The sequence below is a fragment of the Corallococcus sp. CA054B genome (assembly GCF_003611625.1).
In the GTDB taxonomy this organism is placed as follows: Bacteria; Myxococcota; Myxococcia; order Myxococcales; family Myxococcaceae; genus Corallococcus; species Corallococcus coralloides.
In genome coordinates this window covers 1-18,020 of sequence record NZ_RAVY01000194.1, presented here as the reverse complement: position 1 = coordinate 18,020, position 18,020 = coordinate 1, and the positions used below count along the sequence as shown (strand labels likewise).

Below are 18,020 nucleotides of genomic sequence, written 5' to 3'. Positions count from 1 at the left end.
AGCTCCTTCCACAGCTCCGGCGCCATCCTTCGCGCCGCGTCCGCGCGCACCGCGTACGCCCCGGCCACCTCTTCCGGCCCGTGGTCCGCGAGCGGCCGCCCCTTCTTGCCGCCCACGGACGCGGGCACCGCCGCAGCAGTGCGAACTCGTCGTGCAGGGCCCGCGCGCCACGCTCCGGCGCCAGGCGCAGCACCGCGCGGGTGCGGCTCCAGGGGCTGGTCTCCACGCCCTCCAGCGTCAGCCCCAGCTCCCGGACGAAGGGCTCCACCAGTCCGTCCAGCAGGCTGGGGCCCGGAACGCCCTGGCCCTCGTGCGCCGCCAGCCGCATCCGCCGCCACAGGGCCGCGATGCGCTCCGGCTGCTTGCTGAAGACCCGGGCTGCCCCGGCCTTCTTCCGTCCCCGCTCCGCCGCCATGTCCGTTGTCGTCCGCATCGCGAACGAAGACTTAGCAAGGGCTTTGCCAACGCCAGACGGTTGGTGGCTCCCAATGAATCCGCCCACTTGGGCAATGGGGGTGCCCTGAAGGGTGGCCGGAGGACGTAAATCCTACGGGGCGGATGTTGAAAGGCGGGGAGCAGGGGAAGTTCCTTCCCTGCCTGGGCACGCCGCGCCTCTCAGTGGAGCGTCGGCTTGGGCGGGCGGCCCGACGGGGCCTCGCCGTCCAGCTCGTACTCGCCGCTGGCGGACTCCGGCTCCTCGTCGTCCATGTCCATGTCCGAACCGTCCGGGCCTTCCGGATGGCCCGCGCCCGACTCCAGCGCTTCCGGCGCGCCCTCCAGGGCCTCCGGCTGGCTGGGAGCGGACGGATTGGGCGGGGCCACGGGCGTGGTGGCGCCCGGCCATTCCGGCCAGGGGAGGGCAGGGGACAGCGGCTCGGAGCCGTCCACGGGCACGGGCCCCGCGGCACGGGCGGCGGCGAGCAGGCGCAGCGCGGCGTCCTCGGCGGCGTCCTCCGCGGCCAGCTCCGTCATCCGCGCGGCCTTCTGGCGCATGCGGCGCGCGAAGGCGGCCACGCACAGCACGGAGGCGGTGAGCCACAGGAGCGCGGAGCTGGTGGTGAGCGGCAGCCAGCCGTAGCGGGCCGCGAGCCCCTCGCGCCAGTCCTGCTCCTCCAGCAGCAGCGACGTGCGGAAGGCCTTGCCGAAGGCCTGTTCGAACGGCTCACCCGCGCGCACGCCGTCCACCAGCAGGCCCATGGCGTGCGAGCCGTGCTTGCCGGTGAGGAAGGCCACGAAGGCGGCGCTCTGCGCGTAGGCGATTTCGACGTCCGCGGGCACGTCCGGCCACTCGTCGGCCAGGTCCTCGAAGTGGAAGACGCGCTCCTGCGTCACCGCGCGGAAGAGGGCGCCGTAGTGGGCGACGGAGTAGCGCTCGTCGGTGAGGTTCTGCGCCACGCCCTCCTGGAACCAGCGCGGCCAGTCCTTGGCCAGCTGGCCCAGCGCCACGTGCGCCAGCTCGTGCCGCAGCGTGGTGGGCCCTTCGGTGTCGCTCAGGCTGAGCGCGTCCAGCAGGATGATTTGATGCCCGGGGTAGGCGAGCGCCACGGCCCAGCCCGGAGGCTTGCCGCCGGGGAGCGCCAGCGCCTCGAACTCCTGGCGGCCCACGCCCAGGCGGATCTCGGTGGTGCCCGGCCAGTCGCGTCCGAGCATCGCGCCGAAGGCGTCCCGCACGCCTTCAATCTGCCCGGCCAGGGCCTTGGCCGCGCCCGCCGCCTTCGCGGTGTGCAGGATGACGAAGCGCTGCGTCCTCAGCTCCCCCGCGACGATGGCCGGGCGGGCGTGGGGCACGAGCGCGGTGTCCGTGACGACGGCCTCCGTGGCGTGGATGCCCCGCGGACCTGCCTCCTGCGCGAACACGCCCGGCGAGGCCAGCAGCATCATCAGGAAGGCGAACAGGCGGAGCATGCGTGGCCTCACGGTCCACCAGAGATAACAGCCTCGGCCGCCGCCGCATCAACCCCTTCCACCCTCAATCGCTTACGGCGCGACGTGTCACCCGCCACGAGTGTCACCTGGCGACGCGGCACGCCCAGCGTTTTGGCGATGAATTCCACCAGGGCCGCATTCGCTTCGCCATCCACGGGCGGCGCGGCGAGTTGGATCTTCAGCTGGCCGTCATGCTCGCCCACCACCTTGGTGCGGGACGCGCGCGGCTGGACGAGCACCGTCAGCTCCACCCCTGTCTGCACGGCCTTGAGCCAGGGAGCGGGCATGCGCGGGTGCTAGTCGTTGGAGGTGGCCTTCTTCTGCGACAGGAACGCGACGTTGTCCTCCACGCGCGCGTAGTCGCGGTCCGCGAAGGTCGGCGCGGCGAACGTCTCCAGCAGCTTGCGGTGGGCCTCCACCACGGAGCGCACCTGCGACTCGAACTGGGTGCGCTGGCGCTTGAGCTCGTTGATGTCCTCCACCACCTGCACCAGCCGCTGGTGCGCGCCGTGGACGATCTTCTCCGCCTGGTGCTCCGCGTCCGCGATGATGATCTCCGCTTCCTTCTTCGCGGCGTCCTTCAGGTCCTCGCTGATGCGCTGGGCGGTGACCATCGTCTCCTGGAGGGTGCGCTCGCGCTCCTGATGCTGCTCGAGCCGCGCCTGCGTGCGCTTCAGCTCCTCCTTGAGCGCGATGTTCTCCTTCACCACCTCCTCGAACTCGCCGGCGATCAGCTCCAGGTACGCGCCCACTTCGGGACGCGCGAAGCCGCGCATCACCGTCTCGAAGCGCTTCTGCCGGATGTCGAGGGGGGTGATCTTCATGCGCCCCAGTCTAACCCATACACGCGCGCACTCCAGGAATCGGCCCGGCGGGCCAGGGTGGCGTCAGGCCTGGAGAGCAGACAGGCAGGCGTGTTTCAGGGCGCGGCGGCCGGGGCGGCTTCCCACTGTGACGCCACCGAGCGCGCGGCGTTCTGCACCGCGTAGCCCACGCGGCTGTCCGCGGCCACGTCCTGCACCACCCGGCGGGCGGTGGGGGTGCGCTGATACAGAAGACCGCCCAGCGCTTGAATCTTCAGCGTGTCCGGCAGGCGCGGGTGGCGCACGACGTTGCCCAGAATCTCCTCCGCGCGGCGGTGCTGGAAGAGGGCCACCGCGCGCAACGCGGCCTGCTGGATGCGCGGGTTGGGGTCCCAGATGAACGCGGCCAGCGGGTCCAGGGCGCGCGGGTCGCCCAGGAGCGCCAGGTCCTCGATGGCGAGCGTGCGGATCTCCTCCGGCGCGGGCTCCGAGGCCCACAACAGGCCCCTCAGCAGCGGCTGGTCCGCGGCGCCGGAGGCTCCGGTCTCCACCGGGGTCCGGGCGGGGGCAACGCGCTCCGCGGGGGCCTTCTCGGGCTTCGGGGCGGCCTTGGGCGCCGCGGCCGGAGGGGCCGACGGGGCCTGGGCGTGCGCGGCGGCGGTCAGGAGCAGGGCGGCGGCGAGGAGCGGTCGCATGGGCCCGTTCTACCCGAAACCCGGGAAGCCCGGCAGCGCGCCGGGGGGACCCCCCGGGTCGTTCGCGACATTTTCTTGACGGGATCGCCGGGTGTGGGACCTTGCCGGTGCTACAGGCGTGTTGCGAACGGAGGTCGAAGTCACCATGGGTGCGGCGGTCGCGAGCTGGCAGACACTGGAGAACGTCACGGTGGAGTGTACCCACTGCGGCGTGATGATGACACTCCAGCCCGGAACCCGGGTGAAGTACTACCGGTGCGGTTCGTGCCACCGCTGGGTGTCCAGCACCTACAGCGAGGTCTTCCGCGCGGACGCGAAGATGCGCACGCACCCGGTGAAGGACACCTCGGACGCGGACGCGCGCTTCGTGGAGGTGAAGGACCGGCTGGACAAGTGGCTCTCCGCCGTCCAGGAGCAGTGCCCGTACCAGACGTTGGGCGTGTCGCCGTTGGATACGCCGGACGTGATTCGCGCGCGCTTCCACGCGCTGGCCCTGGAGCGGCACCCGGACCGGGGCGGCTCCGCGGAGCAGATGCGCGAGGTCAACGACGCCTACGAGCGCATCCTCAAGCACCGTCAGCGCAAGCGGCTGGAGGCCATGGCGTCCGGCACGTCCACGCGCGCCACGCCCGCGTCCGTCCTGCCCGCGCGCAGCAGGTAGAACCAGAAGAGGACTCCCAGCGACAGGCCCAGCCCCACCTTGGCCCAGGTGGGGAACAGGTGGCCCGGGGAGATGAAGCCCTCCACGAAGCCGATGCCGGCCAGGAAGGGCGCGCAGCCCACCACCAGCTTCACGGCTTCACGGCCGCGCGCCTGGAGCGCCTGCGCGCGCGGCAGCTCGCCAGGGTCAATGAGCGCCTGGCCCACCATCAGCCCCGCGCCGCCCGCGATGACGATGATGGACAGCTCCACGGGCCCGTGCGCGGCGATGAAGTCCAGGAAGCCCGCCGTCATGCCCTCGCGGAAGCACAGCGCTCCCACCGCGCCAATGAGCACGCCGTTGTTCACGAGCGTGAAGATGGGCCCGATGCCCAACAGGATGCCGGACGCGAACGCGAACAGCGTGACCGTGAGGTTGTTGGTCGCGATGCCGGAGGCCACTGCATTGGGCGGCGCCACGGACAACAAATCATCCGTCCACATGCGCCCCTGTGCCACGTAGCGCCGCACGCCCTCCGGCACCAGCAGCTCCGCGCCGCGCGGCTCCAGCGTCACCACCAGCGCGCCCAACAGCAGCCCCAGCACCAGCAGCCCCGCGCTCACGCCCACGAAGCGCGCCTCGCGGCGCAGGGTGGCGGGGAAGTCCCGCCGGAAGAAGTCGCGCGTGGAGGCCCAGCGCTCGCGCGGCGGCTGGTAGATGGCGCCATACGCCTGGGCGCACAGCTGGTTGAGGAAGCGGTGCGCGTCCGTGCCCGGATAGAACGTCTGCGCCTGCGCCAGGTCCGCGGCCGCGCGCCGGTACAGCGTGTCCAGCGTGCGCAGCTCCGCCAGGCTCAAGCGGCCCGCGCGCTGGCGCGTCAGCAGCGCCTGGAGCGCGTCCCAGTCCGGCCGGCGCCGCGTGACGAACGTGGGCAGGGGCGCGGCCATGTCAGTGGACCGCCTTCGCGCGCGTGCGCAGGAAGGCCTCCATGGTCTCCGGCGACTGGAGCACCCGCGTGCGCTCGTCGTCCGTCAGGGAGGCGCCCACGCGGTCCACCAGCCTCGTGCCCAGCCGCCGCCGCACCTCCGGCTCCAGGCCGGGCGCGCGCGCGAGGAACGCCAGCACCAGCTCCACGTCCTCCGCGTCCAGGGGGCGCTGCACGCTCGCGTCCGTGGCCGGCGCGTCCACCGGGGGCGCCTGCGTGTACTTGTCCAGGTCGATGGCCTCCTCACGCACCAGCACGGTGCCCGCGAGCATGTCGCCCAACCGGCGGTGGCGTGAGTCCAGCAGCATGGTGATGCAACCGGTGGCGTAGAGCACCGGCAGGAAGTCCACCGCGCGACACAGGTTTCTCACCGCGCTCTCGAAGAAGCCCACCGGTGAGCCATCCTCGCGCACCACCCGGATGCGCAGCGCGCGCTTGCCGGGTGTCTGTCCATGGAAGAAGACCTCCGCCACCGTCCAGTACAGCCATTGCGTGGCGAAGAGGCCCACCGCGAGCAGTGTCTGCGTGAGCCCCGACAGCGCCTGGAATGCCCCCAGCACGTCGGACACCAGCAGGGTGATGACGAAGTAGAGCGCCACCCAGAAGAAGAACAGCAGGCTCGCGTCCACCAGCCACGCAAGACAGCGGTAGCCGATGCCGGCCACGGGCAGGGACAGGGCCACCCGCTCGGGCGTGGCGACGTCGACATGGGGTGCGGGGGCGGAGGGAGTCATGCGCGTGGGACGCACAGCATACGCCTTTGCCATCCAGGACGCGCCATCCGCGCGCATGCGGGCACCCGCCTCGGGCATTGGACGAAACACCGGGTAAAACATCCGAATGTGGACGCGGATCGTATGTCCCAAGGGCGACAGCGATCACGACCTGACGGACGAGGCCCTGGATTTCCATGCGTTCCATGCGCAATTGACAGTCCTGCGCGGGTCCGTTCGCACGAGGCCTTGGATGATGTTAGGGTCTCGGTTGGCTGGATTTGCTTGAAACGAAAAAGGAGGTTCGGCCCGAACGGGCCAGTTCGGCAGTCGCAGGCGCAGTTCGCAGGGCAGCAGTGACAGGACCCCCGGATGGAGTTGAAGCGCGGTTCTCGCACGCTCAGCACAGGCGGAAGTTCCGCCGCGGTTCCACCGACTCCGGGGCAGGTTGAAGTCGACAGGTAGCATTGAAAGCAATTCGCCACGACGGCTGGGGGGCCATCGCATGGCAGCGAATCAATCGGCAGTTCGTATTTCGATTCTCGAAGGACCGTGGGCGGCCTGGCAGGGCTTGTCCGACGGGCTTCGGGGTGAGGGTCATTCCACTTCGGTGACGCGCGACGTGCGCGGCTTCCTGGACGGGCTCGGCACGGATCCACCGCAGGTGGCCATCCTGGACGTGGAGAGCGACGGCGAAGCCGCCATCGGATGCTCCGTGACAGAGGGGCTCAACCTGCTGCGTGAGGCCCGCAAGCGCCGGCTGGAGGTGCGCATGCTGCTGCTGTCCGCGGTGAGCACGCCGGAGGTCATCTCCCAATGCTTCGACGAAGGGGCTTCGGGGTATCTCTTCCGCGCGGGGCTGGGCGTGAACGCGGTGTCCTCCGCGGTGCAGTCGCTGGTGCGGGGCGAGCGCCTCTTCCCGGTGCAACTGTTGCGCAACGACTTCGAGCATCCGCCGGTGACGTCACCCACGGCGAGCGTCCTGTTGCTGCTCACGCAGCGCGAGCGCGAGGTGCTGCAGTACGTGGCGGGCGGAGCGGACAACCTGAAGATCGCCGCGCACCTGCAAATCGCCGAGCGCACGGTGAAGTCACACGTCACGCAGCTCTACCGCAAGCTGGGCGCGGAGAACCGCACCCAGCTCGCCCTGCGCGCCTGCCACCTGGGCGTCAGGCCTCCGCCGGACCTCTAGCGGGGCCGGCCCACCCTCCCCGTTGAAGCGGGGAGGGCGCGGTGGGAAGCGCACGCGGCCTTCAGTTCTTGTTGCGGGCCGCGTCCTCTTCCATCTTCTTGCGGAGGCTCAGGGGACGCATGTCCGTCCAGACCTCCTTGATGTACTCCAGGCACTCGGCCTTCAGGCCCTGCTTGCCGGCGTCCTTCCAGCCCAGCGCGTTCTCACGGTCCGCGGGCCAGATGGAGTACTGCTCTTCGTGATTGACGACGACCTTGTAAACGGTCGTGTCTTCGCGCTCGTCGCTCATGGGGTGTGGCTCCTGGAAGCTGGGGACCCCCTTTCGTCGCACACCCGGGGAAAAGCGGTCAAGGTAGGCGATTGCGACAAATCCGGGGCCTTCCTGGGAGGGCGGATCCGCGCCCGGCCGCCCGCCGGGGCTGCACCCGGAAGCCGCTTCCGTGACACGAGCGGCGTGGGGCGCGGATACTCGGCCGCATGCGCATCTGGAAGAACGCCGTGTCGGGGCTCGTGCTCCTCGTTGGGGGCGCCTGGGCCTCGCTGGCCCTGGCATTGACGGGGGCGGGGCCGGAGGGGTCGCACGTGGCCCGGAGCCTCGTGGCGGTGGTCCTGGTGGCCCTGGCGGTGGCGGCCTGGCGGTGGCGTTCACGGCGCTGGGGCGTGGCGGTGATGCTGCTGGGCTGCGTGTCCGTGTACGGATGGGTGCGGACGTTCCAGCCCTCCAACACGCGGGACTGGGCGCCGGACCTGGTGCGGGCGCCGTGGGCGGAGGTGGCCGGGACGAAGGTGACGCTGCACGACGTGCGCGACTTCCGCTACCGCAGCACCACGGACTGGGACCCCGCCTGGTACACGGCCACCTACGACACGGACGCGCTCACGGACGCGTCGTTCATCGTGGAGCCGTTCTCCGGCTTCTATGGCGCCGCGCACACGATGGTGAGCTTCGGCTTCCAGGACGGCCGCCACGTGGTGTTCTCCGTGGAGGTGCGGCGCGAGCAGGGCGAGACCTTCTCCGCGCTGGGCGGCCTGTTCCGCCGCTTTGAAATCACCTACGTCGTGGGTGACGAGCGGGACCTGGTGCAGCTGCGCTCCAACTTCCGCCATGACGACGTGTATGTGTATCCGGTGAACGCTTCGAAGGAGCGCATCACCGCGTTCTTCATGGACATGGTGCAGCGGATGAACGGGCTGCACACGCAGCCGGAGTTCTACGACACGCTCACCAGCAACTGCACCACCAACCTGGTGCGCCACTTCGAGAAGGTGGCCACGAAGAACGTGCCGTATGACCACCGCACGCTGATGCCGGCGTTCTCGGATGCGCTCGCGTACGAGCTGGGCATCATCGACACGGACGTACCGCTGGAGCAGGTCCGCCGGCGCTACCACATCAACGCGCGAGCGCTGGCCGCGCAGGGGCGGGACGACTTCTCCGCCCGCATCCGCGCGCCGCTGGAGACCGCCGCCGCGCCCGCGCCCTGACGTCTGGCCTCAGGTGCCTGTCGCGGCCAGGGGCTCCTTGGGCGTCAGGTCGCGCTTCAGGTGCTTGTCGTAGTGGGCCTCCAGCGCGGTGAAGTAGCCGCGCTCCTCCCACATCTCCTGGAGGAGCCGGTCGGTGAGCGACCTCACCTCCGCGTTCTCGGTCTTTGGGTCGGGCACGCGGGGGCCGTGCTTCGGATCCAGGAAGATGCGCGTGGCCTCGGCCATCAGCACCCGGCTGCTCCGGAAGAGGCGGCGCAGCGCCTGGTTGACGGGCCGGGAGTCCATCTCCGAGCAGGCGGCGACGATGGCCTCCTGCACCTTGAGGGGCGCGTCCCCCTGGAGCGAGGCCGCGTCCAGGTCGCCGCGCTCCAGCGCGTGGTGCAGCAGGTAGCCGTGGTGCAGGCACACGCTCGTCAGGTCCACACAGTCCTTCACCCAGAGGACGAAGAAGATCTTGCGGAACACCTTGCGCACGGGGAAGAGCGCCACGGCCTTGAGATAGGACACCAGGTGTCCGCCCAGGCCGCGCGCGTCGTATGAGCCGGCGAGCACCGCCACGGCCTTGTCCGGCGCCTTCAGGTCCTTGCACTTGAGCTGGTCGCGCACGGACTGCTCGCGCACCTGCCGCAGTGCGTAGTCGTCCAGGAAGGGCACGGGGATGAGTGGGGTGAGCCCGGCCGCCACGGCGTGGAAGGCCACGCGGGCGAGCGAGGGCGGCACGGCGTTCGGCGGACGGGCGTTGGGGGTTTCAGCCATGGCTTGTCTCATAACCGCTTCCGCCCGGGCTGCCTTCCACCAGTAGAGTGGGATTGTCATGAACCCGGCGCGAGGCGCGGGGCAGGGAAAGGCGTTGCACGACATGAAGGCGAAGGCGAAGCAGGAGCTCCCCGTCGTGCCCTTCGCGTCCGAGAAGGCGTGGGAGAAGTGGCTGGAGAAGAACCACGTCGACTCTCCGGGCGTCTGGGTGAAGCTCGCCAAGTTCGAGTCCGGCATCCCGTCCGTGACGTATGCGCAGGCGCTGGAGGTGGCGCTCTGCTACGGCTGGATCGACGGGCAGAAGGGCGCGTTCGACTCGGAGTACTGGCTCCAGCGCTTCACGCCGCGCAAGCCGCGCAGCAAGTGGTCGAAGATCAACTGCGGCAAGGTGGAGGCCCTGGTCGCCTCCGGACGCATGAAGCCCGCGGGCCTGCGCGAGGTGGAGTCCGCCCGCGCGGATGGCCGCTGGGAGGCGGCGTACGCGGGGCAGAGGACCATGGAGGTGCCGGAGGACCTGAAGCTCGCGCTGGAGAAGAACCCGAAGGCGAAGGCGGCCTTCGCCGCGCTCAAGGGCGCCAACCGCTACGCCATCCTCTTCCGGCTCCACGACGCGAAGAAGCCGGAGACGCGCGTGCGGCGGTTGGAGAAGTTCGTCGCGATGCTGGAGGCCGGGGAGCTGATCCACGGCTGAGCACGTCGCGACGGCCTGCTACGGCAGGATGCGCTGCCCGAGATGAGGTTCGCGCGGGTCTCGCCGCTCATCAATGACGCCGCCACGCGCACGCCCAGCGGCTGCCGCTGGAAGAACGCGGTCTCGCGCATCGCGAACTCCTACGGGTTCGCCGGGTCATGCCGTGTGGAGGCCTCGGCCGGGTACCATCCGGAGCATGAGCACCCCGATCGATCCCCTCATGCGCGTGGCCTACCGTGGCGCCTATCACCTGGCGCTCGCGTGGTGGTTCGTGCGCCGTCCGCACACGGAGGGCACGCTCGTGGGGGTGTGGCGTGGGCGGGAGGTGCTGCTGTTACAGAACTCCTACAAGCAGGCCTTCTCCCTGCCGGGCGGAGGCCGGCACCGCGGCGAGTCTCCATCAGAGACGGGCGCGCGGGAGCTGCGCGAGGAGGTGGGCCTGGACGTGCCGGCATCGAGCCTGCGTGCCGTGTGCGACCTGCGCCACACGGATGAGTTCAAGCGCGACCTGTGTCACTTCGTCGAGCTGGAGCTCGATTCAGAGCCCCGGCTCGTGCTCGACCAGCGCGAGGTGGTGTGGGCCCGGTGGCTCGACGTGGAGACCGCGCTGCGCCTGCCGCTCATGCCCGTGGTGCGCGCCTACCTGGAGGATGCCGCGCGGCGGCGGTGACGCATGCCCACTCGCTCGTCCCCTTGGCGTGAAGGCGGGCTTAGCCCTGTCTTGCACCCACCACTCCGCCACCTCACCTTTCGACGATTGGAATTGAACGGGAGCGGAGGTGGCCATGCTTCAAGAAGCCAGGACAACGCCTTTGCAGGACGTGGGGCGTGGGGTGTTGGGCTCGTTCATGGTCGGCGCCGGCACGGGCCATCTCTCCTTCGCGCGAGGGCCCTTCCAGGCGCAGGTGCCTGACTGGGTTCCCATGGACAAGGACCTCGTCGTCCTGCTCTCCGGCGTGGTCGAAATCGGCCTCGGGCTGTCCCTGCTCTTCGACAAGCGGCACCGGATTCCCCTGGGATTGGGACTGGCGGCCTTCTTCGCGGCTGTCTTCCCCGGCAACCTGCACCAGTACGACAAGCGCCTCTCCGCGTTCGGCCTGGATACGGACCGCAAGCGCCTGGTCCGGCTGTTCTTCCAGCCCGTGCTGATGGCCTGGGCCCTGTGGTCCACCGGTGCCCGGAAGGCGTTGCGGTAGACCCCAGGGCTTCTCCGGGACGAGGGCTACGGCGCGAGCTTCAGCAGCAGCAGGTCGCCGTTCCCCTGGGACGTATGGACCGTCCCCTCCACCGTACCAACGCGGACAGTCACCCCAGACCTCTCAAGCCCCAACGCACAGCCCTGCCTTGCATGACGCCTCCCGGTTGCTTCGGGACGGCGTGATTGCATTCTCAATACCAGTCGAGTGGTTTTGGACAGACAACTGCGTTCGCCGCGCTGTTGCATGTCTGGGATGGTGGGGTTCCCTCCGAGTGAAGGCAGACGCTCTTGAAGGAAAGAGTGACGGATGGCGCGGGACGGCGGACTACTTCGCTTCGCCCATGACTTCGATCGTGTGCTTGAGCCGCTCCAGGCCCAGGCGCACCAGGGCGCCGCGCAGGTCGGGCTGGCCCAGGAAGGCCTTCTTGAACACGTCGCGCTCCAGCTTGAGGAGCGTGCAGGGCGTCACGGTGCGCACGGTGGCGGTGGCCAGCCGGCTGCGCAGCAGGGAGATCTCCCCGAACAGGGCGCCTTCCTCCAGCTTGGGATAGGCGGACTGGCGGCCGTCGCTGTGCGTGTGGAAGACCTCGCACTGGCCCCGGATGAGGACGTAGAGCGCGTCGCCCGGCTGGCCGCGGGTGAGCAGCGTCTCCCCGGCGGGGACGGTGCAGGGGACGAAGGCATCTCCCAGCTCGTGCTGCACCTCCGGGGGCAGGGCGGCGATGAGCGGGTTGCTGCGCAGCGCGTCCGCGAGCAGGCGCTCCCGGGCGGCCACCTGCATCTGCTCCCCCTTCACGCCGTAGTCCTTGCCCAGCTCCCGGACGCCGGCCTGGGTGAGCTCCAGCAGCACGGCGTCCTCTACCGTCACGATGGTGGCGGTGCGCTGCGTGCCGGTGAGCAACGCCAGCTCCCCGAAGAACTCGCCGGCCCCCAGCCGGCCGACCTCCGTGTTGCCGCCGTGGTCGCCGCCGCGTAGCACCGCGACGCGGCCCTCCAGCACCACGAACATCGAGTTTCCCGGGTCGCCCTCGCGCACCACCACCTGTCCCGCGGGCAGGTAGCGTGTGCAGACAGGCTGCTGCTCGGAGGCACCTTCCGCCTCCGCCGGGGCACCGGTCGCCGCCGAGGGCGCGGCGTGAGTCGCGGGCGTCTGTCCGGCGGCGGCCGGAGCGGACGGGTGGGCGGACAGCAGGGCCTGCAGGCGCGCGAACAGGGACATGGTGCGCAAATGCTACCGACCCGCCCGGGCAGAAACTGTGAAGCGCTTCACAGGCGGCGTGGAGGCGGCCTGAAAGACAGCCAGGCGGCCAGGAGGCGTCCTTGAGCAGGGATTGACGGGCGTACGCCACGTCTGTGTTCATCCTACCTGACGCGGCGGGACGGACGCCGGGATGGCGTGGGCGGACCGGGACGCCCTACAGTCCCAGGCCCATGGGAGACACGCTGGACGTCGTGGTGGACCTGGGGGATGTGGGAGAGACGGCCGCGGACGCCGTGCTGCTGAAGTACGCGCAGGGCTTCCATGGGGCGGACGGCGCGGTGGCGCGCCGGCTGGAGGGGGCGGGTGTGGGCATGGACGCCTTCGACCTGCTCCCCGGGGACCACCGCTTCATCGAGTCGCGCCGGAGCCTGGGCGCCCCGTGGGTGCTCTTCCTGGGCACGGTGCGGCTGAGGCAGTTCGGCTACCACGAGATCCGCCAGTTCTCCGTGCGCGCGCTCCAGCTGCTGGAGCCCCGGCACGAGGTGCGCCACCTCGCGTGCACGGTGCACGGCCCCAACTACGGCCTGGACGAGGACGAGGCCGTGCTGGCCCTGGTGGGCGGCTTCGTGGACGCGTTCCAGCGGGGCAGTGGCCCCCGCCACCTGGAGCGCATCACGGTGGTGGAGCTGAACCCCAAGCGCGTGGAGCGGCTGCGCAAGGCGTTGGCGCTGGGGCTGGGGCTCACGCCGGGCGTGGAGCCGCTGATGGGGGCCACGGGCTTCCGCGTCCGGCGGACGTCCCGCTTCGTCCAGGCGCCGCCCATGGCCTCCGCGGGCGCGAACTCCAACGAGAAGCCCCATGCCTTCGTGGCGATGCCCTTCGCGCAGGAGCTGGAGGACACCTACCACTACGGCATCCTGAACCCCGTGAAGGCGGCGGGGCTGCTGTGCGAGCGGGTGGATCAGGCCGTCTTCGACGGTCCCATCATCCAGCGCATCCGGGACCGCATCGACACCGCGAAGGTCGTCATCGCGGACCTGTCGCTGGCCAATCCCAATGTCTATCTGGAGGTGGGCTATGCCTGGGGACGCGGCAAGCCCACCCTGATGCTGGTGCGCGACGTGCGCGAGTTGCGCTTCGACGTGTCCAGCTACCGGTGCCTCGTCTACAAGAACATCCGGCACCTGGAGGAGCTGCTGACGCAGGAGCTGAAGCGCATCGGCTGATCCGGGCGCGAGGTCGGTAGGGGGCGAGGAGTGTCTGTCACCAGCCGCGCGCGGCGACCTCCCACGTCGCCACACCCACGTCACCCCGAATGACATGCAGCCGCGGATGCTGTGGGACGGAAACACAGACATGGTTGGGCACCACGCGCACCCGCTCGCCGATGCGCGGGCGCCACGTCGTGCCGGACACGTCCAGCAGGCCGTGCTCCTCCGACAGGTTCTTCACCACGACCTCCGGCCGGTCCAGCAGGACGCCATAGTCAGGTGCCAGCCCTTCCTCCTTCACCAGCGCCTTGGCCCCCGCGTCGATGACCACCTGGCCCGGCACCGCGGTGCTCACCACCGTGGCCAGCACGGAGTATGCGCACTCCGACCAATCACAGGCGCCAATGACGGCGGCGTTGCGGTCGTTGAGCACGTTGAGGCCAGGGCGGATCTCCGTGAGGCCCTTCACGGCATGGGATTGCCAGAGCGTCGGTGTGGATCCGCCGCTGACCACCTCCGGCGGCAGGCCCGCGCTCTTCAGGGCGTCCACGAACGTCGCGACCGCGTCTGACTGGGCCTGCATCACGGCGGGCAGCTCCGCCTGGGGAACGCGGATGTGGCCCGCGAAGAAGGTCAGCCCGCGAAAGGAGACCCCGGACGTGGATGCTGCCGAGCGAGCCAGGGCCACGGCGTCATCCGGCGAGCGCAGTCCCACGCGGCGCATGCCCAGGTCCACCTCCACGAGCACGCCCACGGTGCGCCCGGCATCCCGCGCCGCGCGCGCCAGCCCCTCCAGCACCTCAAGGGAGTCGAGCGCCACGGTGAGCCGCACGCGCGAGGGCAGGGCCATCAGCCGGGCCAGCTTGCGCGCGCCCACCGGCGGATACGCGAGCAGCACGTCGTCGGACACGGACGCCATGACCTCGGCTTCCAGGACGGTGGCCACCGTGACGCCAGAGGCTCCCGCCGCGACCTGCATCGCGCCCAGCTCCACCGTCTTGTGCGTCTTCGTATGGGGGCGCCAGCGCAGGCCCTGCTCGCGGGCATAGGTCGCGACGCGCTGGAGGTTCCGCTCCACGCGGTCCAGGTCCACGAGCGGAGCGGGCGTGTCGAGCGAGTCGAGGAAGGTGGAGGACATGAGGCGCATGCTGGCACCACGCTCCTCGACCCGTCACCCGAATCCCTGGCCTTGCGTTCGCGGGACTACGCCGCCGGCTCGAAGCTCACCGTGGGCCGCTGCCAGCTCCAGCCGCCGCCCTTCAAGGCCTCCGTCGCCTGCGCATCCAGCACGCGCAGCGCCGCGAGCACGTCCGCGGGCGGGCGGGGTGCCCCCGGTGCGCTCTCCACCTCGAAGCGCGGGGGAATGGCCGCGGCATCCTGGCCGCCCATCACCACGCGGATGCGGCAGTTCTGCGGCGACAGCTCCGTCTCCCCGGACCAGGACACGTCCTGGACGAAGAGGTCCACCGCGCCCAGCACCTTCTGCCCCTTCAGCTTCGTCACCACCGCGTCCAGGGAACCCTTCGCGCGTGCGTTCCGCTTCTTTCCAAGACGGGTGAGCGTCCACCAGGCCAGGCCGCCCGCGAGGATGGGCGAAAGGATGAAGTAGGGGATGAGCGGGCTCATGGGGCGGCAGGCTGCCACGAAATCCGGAAGAAGAAACGCCCGTCTCCCAAGCACCTGAAGCTTGGGAGACGGGCGCGGGGAGAAGCCCGGCTACTGCGGCGGGGGCGCGGCGACCTTCTTCGTCGCGTTGGGCTTGTACGTCATGCCCAGCTCGTTGAAGACGAAGGAGTAGACGTCCACCTCCTCCTCGATGCGCGCGGACAGCGGCGTGCCCATGCCGTGGCCCGTCTCCGCGTTGGCGCGCAGCAGGATGGGCTTGGGGGACGCCGTGGCCGCCTGCATCCGGGCCACCATCTTGCGCGAGTGGAACGGATCCACGCGCGGGTCATTGGCGCCGGAGGTGAAGAGCACCGGCGGGTACTTCGTCCCGTCCTTCACGCGGTGCACCGGCGAATAGGCATACAGCGCCTTGAACTGCTCCGGGTCCTTCACCGAGCCGTACTCGGTCACGTTGAACTGGCCGTTGGGCGTCAGCTCCGTGCGCAGCATGTCGTAGATGCCCACGCGCGCCACCACCGCTCCGTACTGCTCCGGGTGCTGCGTCAGCGCCGCGCCCATCAGCAGGCCGCCGTTGCTGCCGCCCTGGATGGCCAGCTTCTTCGGCTGCGTGTACTTCTGGTCCACCAGCAGCTTCGCGCACGCGTAGAAGTCGTCGAACACGTTCTGCTTGTGCGTGAGCGAGCCGGCCTTGTGCCACTCCTCACCGAACTCCGAACCGCCGCGCAGGTTCGCCACCGCGAACACGCCGCCCTGCTCCAGCCACATGCCCGTCAGCGGGCTGTAGCCCGGGTTGATGGACACGTTGAAGCCGCCGTAGCCCGTGAGCCACGTGGGGTTGTTCCCGTTCAGCTTCGTGCCCTTCTTCTTCAGGATGGAGAGCGGCACCTTCGTACCGTCCTTGGACGTGGCCTCCGTGCGCACCACCTCCACGTCGCTCATGTCGATGGGCGCCGTGCGCGCCAGCGCCGTCTTCGTCACCTTGCCGTCCGCCGCCGTGAAGCGGAACCACGCGGCCGGCTGGGTGAAGCTGCCGTTGACGAAGAGCACGTCATCCGCGCCCTGGCGCACCAGGCCTCCCACGAACGACACCGGCAGCGTGGGCACCAGCCCCAGCGCCTTGCCCGTCAGGTCCACCATGCGCAGCTGGGACGGACCGCCCAGCTGCTCCAGCAGGTACAGGCGGCCCTTCGTCGGGACCACGGCCTGCACGGTCGCCTGGCCCTCGGGGACGACCACGGTCGCCTTGTCCAGCGTGGGCGTGGTCAGCGGCAGGCGCAGCACCTTGCCCTTCGGCGCGTCCTTGCGGCTGAGCAGGTACGCCGCGCCGTCGCTGCCGAAGCGCGCCGACACCACCTTGTCCGCGTACTTCGCCACCTGCGTCCAGGTGCCCTTGGGGCCGTGCAGGTACAGGTCGAACTCACCGCCGTCGCCGTTGGCCACGCGCGCGAAGGTGTACTGGCCGTCGTCGCTGGACTCCAGGTCCGTCATCGCGATGCGCGGGAAGTCCTTGCCCAGCGCGTACGTGTCCTTCTCCGTGGGCGTGCCCAGCGCGTGGAAGTACACCTGCTGGTACACCTCGCGGTCCACGGGCGGGCGCTCCTCGCCGCGCGGGTAGCGCGTGTAGAAGAAGCCCGTGCCCTTCGCGTTCCACGCGAGGCTGCCACCCGCCGTGCCGCCGTTGACGCGGGGGACCAGCTCGTTGGGCATCGCCTTCGCCGTGGCCACGTCCCACACGGACACGTCACCGCTCTCCGTGCCGCCCTTGGACATGGACACGGCGACCTTCTTGCCGTCATGCGACAGCTGGAACCAGTCGATGGTCGTCTTGCCGGACGTGTCCACCTGCGTGGGGTCCACCAGCACGCGCTCCTTCGACGTGTCGTCCAGCGAGCCCACCACGATGAGCGTGGGCTGCTGCTTGGGCGGCTGGAACTTCAGCCCCAAGAGCGTGCCGCCCTGTTCATCCAGGCCGCCGTAGGAGGGCGACTTCCAGGACAACAGCTCCGTGATGCGCTGGCGCAAGGGCTCGCGGCCCGGGAGCTTGTCCAGGTACGTGCGCGTGTAGGCGTTCTGCGCGTCGGTCCACTGCTGCACCTTCGGATCCGTCGCGGACTCCATCCACTGGTACGGGTCCGCCACGGTGGTGCCGTGGTAGGTGGTCTCCACGGGCTGCTTCTCCGCGGCGGCGGGCTTCGCGGGCGCCTTGCCCGCCGCTCCTGACACGAGCGGCAACAGCAGCGCTGCGGTCGTGACTGCGATTCTGGACTTCATGGTTCACCTCGCATGCGGGTGGTTTCCTGCGGGACGCTCATCGCAGGGGCAGCTCCACCAGGGCGGTGGAGAAGGTGTCGAAGGTCTCGTTGGCGTTGGGCTTCGTGCCCTCGTCCATGTTGCCGAGCATCAGCGCGAAGACGACGCGCGGGTGCTCCGTGTCATTGGGCCGCTCCGCCACGCCCACGAAGCACTTCTGGCCCGTGAGCGTTCCCGTCTTCGCGCGGATGCGGCCCGCGGTGGACGGCTTCGTCTTGCGCCCCGCCAGCGTCCCGTCCACGCCCAGCACCGGCAGGCTGTCCACCAGCGCGGCGCCATACGGCTCCTGGAGGCTGGTGAGCAGCACGCGCGCCATGCCCCGGGGTGACGCCAGGTTGTAGCGGGACAGGCCGCTGCCATCCACGGGACGCAGGTCCTTGGTGGGCACGCCCCGGCGCGCCAGCTCCGCCACCAGGGCCGTGCGCAGCGCGGCGTAGCCTTCGTTGCCGGTGCGCTCGCGAGCGAAGCGCATGCCCAGCCGCTCCGCGTACAGGTTGAGGCTCTCCTTGTTCGTCACGCGCACCAGCTCCGACAGGGGCGGACTGGTCAGCTCCACCAGCGGTGACGGCATGGGGGGCAGGGGCGGGG

General features: G+C 70.1%; 20 protein-coding genes and 1 pseudogene. 7 read left to right on the top strand and 14 right to left on the bottom strand.

Annotated elements, in window-relative coordinates; translation table 11 throughout:
- From D7V80_RS33195 to D7V80_RS33175, 5 genes and pseudogenes are all read right to left on the bottom strand, one after another.
- Window positions 1-433, bottom strand: a pseudogene (locus D7V80_RS33195) (hypothetical protein); the annotation flags it as partial.
- A gap of 182 nt (window positions 434-615) precedes the next feature.
- Entirely contained in the window at window positions 616-1,905 is a 1,290-nt protein-coding gene (locus D7V80_RS33190) for a peptidase MA family metallohydrolase (RefSeq protein WP_120591922.1), read from the bottom strand.
- An 8-nt stretch (window positions 1,906-1,913) separates the two neighbouring features.
- A complete protein-coding gene (locus D7V80_RS33185; RefSeq protein ID WP_014397741.1) occupies window positions 1,914-2,213 on the bottom strand; it encodes a DUF167 domain-containing protein in 300 nt (99 codons plus the stop codon).
- Window positions 2,214-2,222: 9 nt separating this feature from the next.
- The gene (locus D7V80_RS33180; protein ID WP_014397740.1) at window positions 2,223-2,750 is read right to left on the bottom strand and encodes a DivIVA domain-containing protein; all 528 of its coding nucleotides are present in this window, start codon (window positions 2,748-2,750) and stop codon (window positions 2,223-2,225) included.
- A 95-nt stretch (window positions 2,751-2,845) separates the two neighbouring features.
- Entirely contained in the window at window positions 2,846-3,424 is a 579-nt protein-coding gene (locus D7V80_RS33175) for a HEAT repeat domain-containing protein (RefSeq protein WP_120591921.1), read from the bottom strand.
- Window positions 3,425-3,569: 145 nt separating this feature from the next.
- Between D7V80_RS33175 and D7V80_RS33170 the strand changes: the two genes are divergently transcribed.
- Entirely contained in the window at window positions 3,570-4,085 is a 516-nt protein-coding gene (locus tag D7V80_RS33170) for a J domain-containing protein (RefSeq protein ID WP_014397738.1), read from the top strand.
- Here the strand turns inward: D7V80_RS33170 and D7V80_RS33165 are convergent.
- Together D7V80_RS33165 and D7V80_RS33160 are read right to left on the bottom strand one after the other, a co-directional pair.
- Complete coding sequence (locus tag D7V80_RS33165) at window positions 4,001-5,011, bottom strand: stage II sporulation protein M (RefSeq protein ID WP_014397737.1); 1,011 nt, start codon at window positions 5,009-5,011, stop codon at window positions 4,001-4,003. The two genes, D7V80_RS33170 and D7V80_RS33165, sit on opposite strands and share 85 nt — an antisense overlap.
- Window position 5,012: 1 nt before the next feature.
- A complete protein-coding gene (locus D7V80_RS33160) occupies window positions 5,013-5,783 on the bottom strand; it encodes an RDD family protein (protein ID WP_120591926.1) in 771 nt (256 codons plus the stop codon).
- Between the two features lie 484 nt (window positions 5,784-6,267).
- On the opposite strand from D7V80_RS33160, the gene fruA reads away from it, so the two are divergent.
- Complete coding sequence (gene fruA / locus D7V80_RS33155; protein ID WP_043321786.1) at window positions 6,268-6,954, top strand: response regulator transcription factor FruA; 687 nt, start codon at window positions 6,268-6,270, stop codon at window positions 6,952-6,954.
- Window positions 6,955-7,015: 61 nt separating this feature from the next.
- Here the strand turns inward: fruA and D7V80_RS33150 are convergent, their stop codons facing one another.
- Window positions 7,016-7,243, bottom strand: a complete 228-nt coding sequence (locus D7V80_RS33150; protein WP_014397734.1) for an MbtH family protein — start codon at window positions 7,241-7,243, stop codon at window positions 7,016-7,018.
- A 188-nt stretch (window positions 7,244-7,431) separates the two neighbouring features.
- Here D7V80_RS33150 and D7V80_RS33145 point away from each other — a divergent pair, with 188 nt between their 5' ends.
- The gene (locus D7V80_RS33145; protein ID WP_120591920.1) at window positions 7,432-8,439 is read left to right on the top strand and encodes a DUF4105 domain-containing protein; all 1,008 of its coding nucleotides are present in this window, start codon (window positions 7,432-7,434) and stop codon (window positions 8,437-8,439) included.
- A 9-nt stretch (window positions 8,440-8,448) separates the two neighbouring features.
- Here the strand turns inward: D7V80_RS33145 and D7V80_RS33140 are convergent, their stop codons facing one another.
- Window positions 8,449-9,195 (bottom strand): hypothetical protein, encoded by a 747-nt coding sequence (locus D7V80_RS33140; protein ID WP_120591919.1) that lies wholly within the window; start codon window positions 9,193-9,195, stop codon window positions 8,449-8,451.
- Window positions 9,196-9,253: 58 nt separating this feature from the next.
- On the opposite strand from D7V80_RS33140, the gene D7V80_RS33135 reads away from it, so the two are divergent.
- The 3 genes from D7V80_RS33135 to D7V80_RS33125 all read left to right on the top strand — a co-directional run bounded on the left by D7V80_RS33135 (window position 9,254) and on the right by D7V80_RS33125 (window position 11,082).
- Window positions 9,254-9,886: a YdeI family protein gene (locus D7V80_RS33135; protein WP_233585899.1), complete on the top strand. Its 633-nt coding sequence runs from the start codon at window positions 9,254-9,256 to the stop codon at window positions 9,884-9,886.
- Between the two features lie 196 nt (window positions 9,887-10,082).
- Window positions 10,083-10,556 carry an NUDIX hydrolase gene (locus D7V80_RS33130; RefSeq protein WP_120591918.1) on the top strand — a complete coding sequence of 158 codons (474 nt, stop codon included), beginning with the start codon at window positions 10,083-10,085 and terminating at the stop codon, window positions 10,554-10,556.
- 115 nt (window positions 10,557-10,671) lie between these two features.
- Window positions 10,672-11,082, top strand: coding sequence for a hypothetical protein (locus D7V80_RS33125; RefSeq protein ID WP_120591917.1), 411 nt, complete (start codon window positions 10,672-10,674; stop codon window positions 11,080-11,082).
- Window positions 11,083-11,409: 327 nt separating this feature from the next.
- On the opposite strand, the gene D7V80_RS33120 is transcribed toward D7V80_RS33125, so the two are convergent.
- Complete coding sequence (locus D7V80_RS33120) at window positions 11,410-12,303, bottom strand: cyclic nucleotide-binding domain-containing protein (RefSeq protein ID WP_120591924.1); 894 nt, start codon at window positions 12,301-12,303, stop codon at window positions 11,410-11,412.
- A 212-nt stretch (window positions 12,304-12,515) separates the two neighbouring features.
- On the opposite strand from D7V80_RS33120, the gene D7V80_RS33115 reads away from it, so the two are divergent.
- A complete protein-coding gene (locus tag D7V80_RS33115; RefSeq protein WP_120591916.1) occupies window positions 12,516-13,511 on the top strand; it encodes a hypothetical protein in 996 nt (331 codons plus the stop codon).
- Window positions 13,512-13,548: 37 nt separating this feature from the next.
- Here the strand turns inward: D7V80_RS33115 and D7V80_RS33110 are convergent, their stop codons facing one another.
- From D7V80_RS33110 to D7V80_RS33095, 4 genes are all read right to left on the bottom strand, one after another.
- Entirely contained in the window at window positions 13,549-14,643 is a 1,095-nt protein-coding gene (locus D7V80_RS33110) for a D-TA family PLP-dependent enzyme (protein WP_199738918.1), read from the bottom strand.
- A 56-nt stretch (window positions 14,644-14,699) separates the two neighbouring features.
- Complete coding sequence (locus D7V80_RS33105; RefSeq protein ID WP_120591915.1) at window positions 14,700-15,122, bottom strand: hypothetical protein; 423 nt, start codon at window positions 15,120-15,122, stop codon at window positions 14,700-14,702.
- Between the two features lie 90 nt (window positions 15,123-15,212).
- Window positions 15,213-17,393 (bottom strand): prolyl oligopeptidase family protein, encoded by a 2,181-nt coding sequence (locus D7V80_RS33100; protein ID WP_120591914.1) that lies wholly within the window; start codon window positions 17,391-17,393, stop codon window positions 15,213-15,215.
- 37 nt (window positions 17,394-17,430) lie between these two features.
- A partial coding sequence (locus D7V80_RS33095) for a D-alanyl-D-alanine carboxypeptidase (protein ID WP_199738917.1) occupies window positions 17,431-18,020 on the bottom strand: 590 nt, incomplete at its 5' end.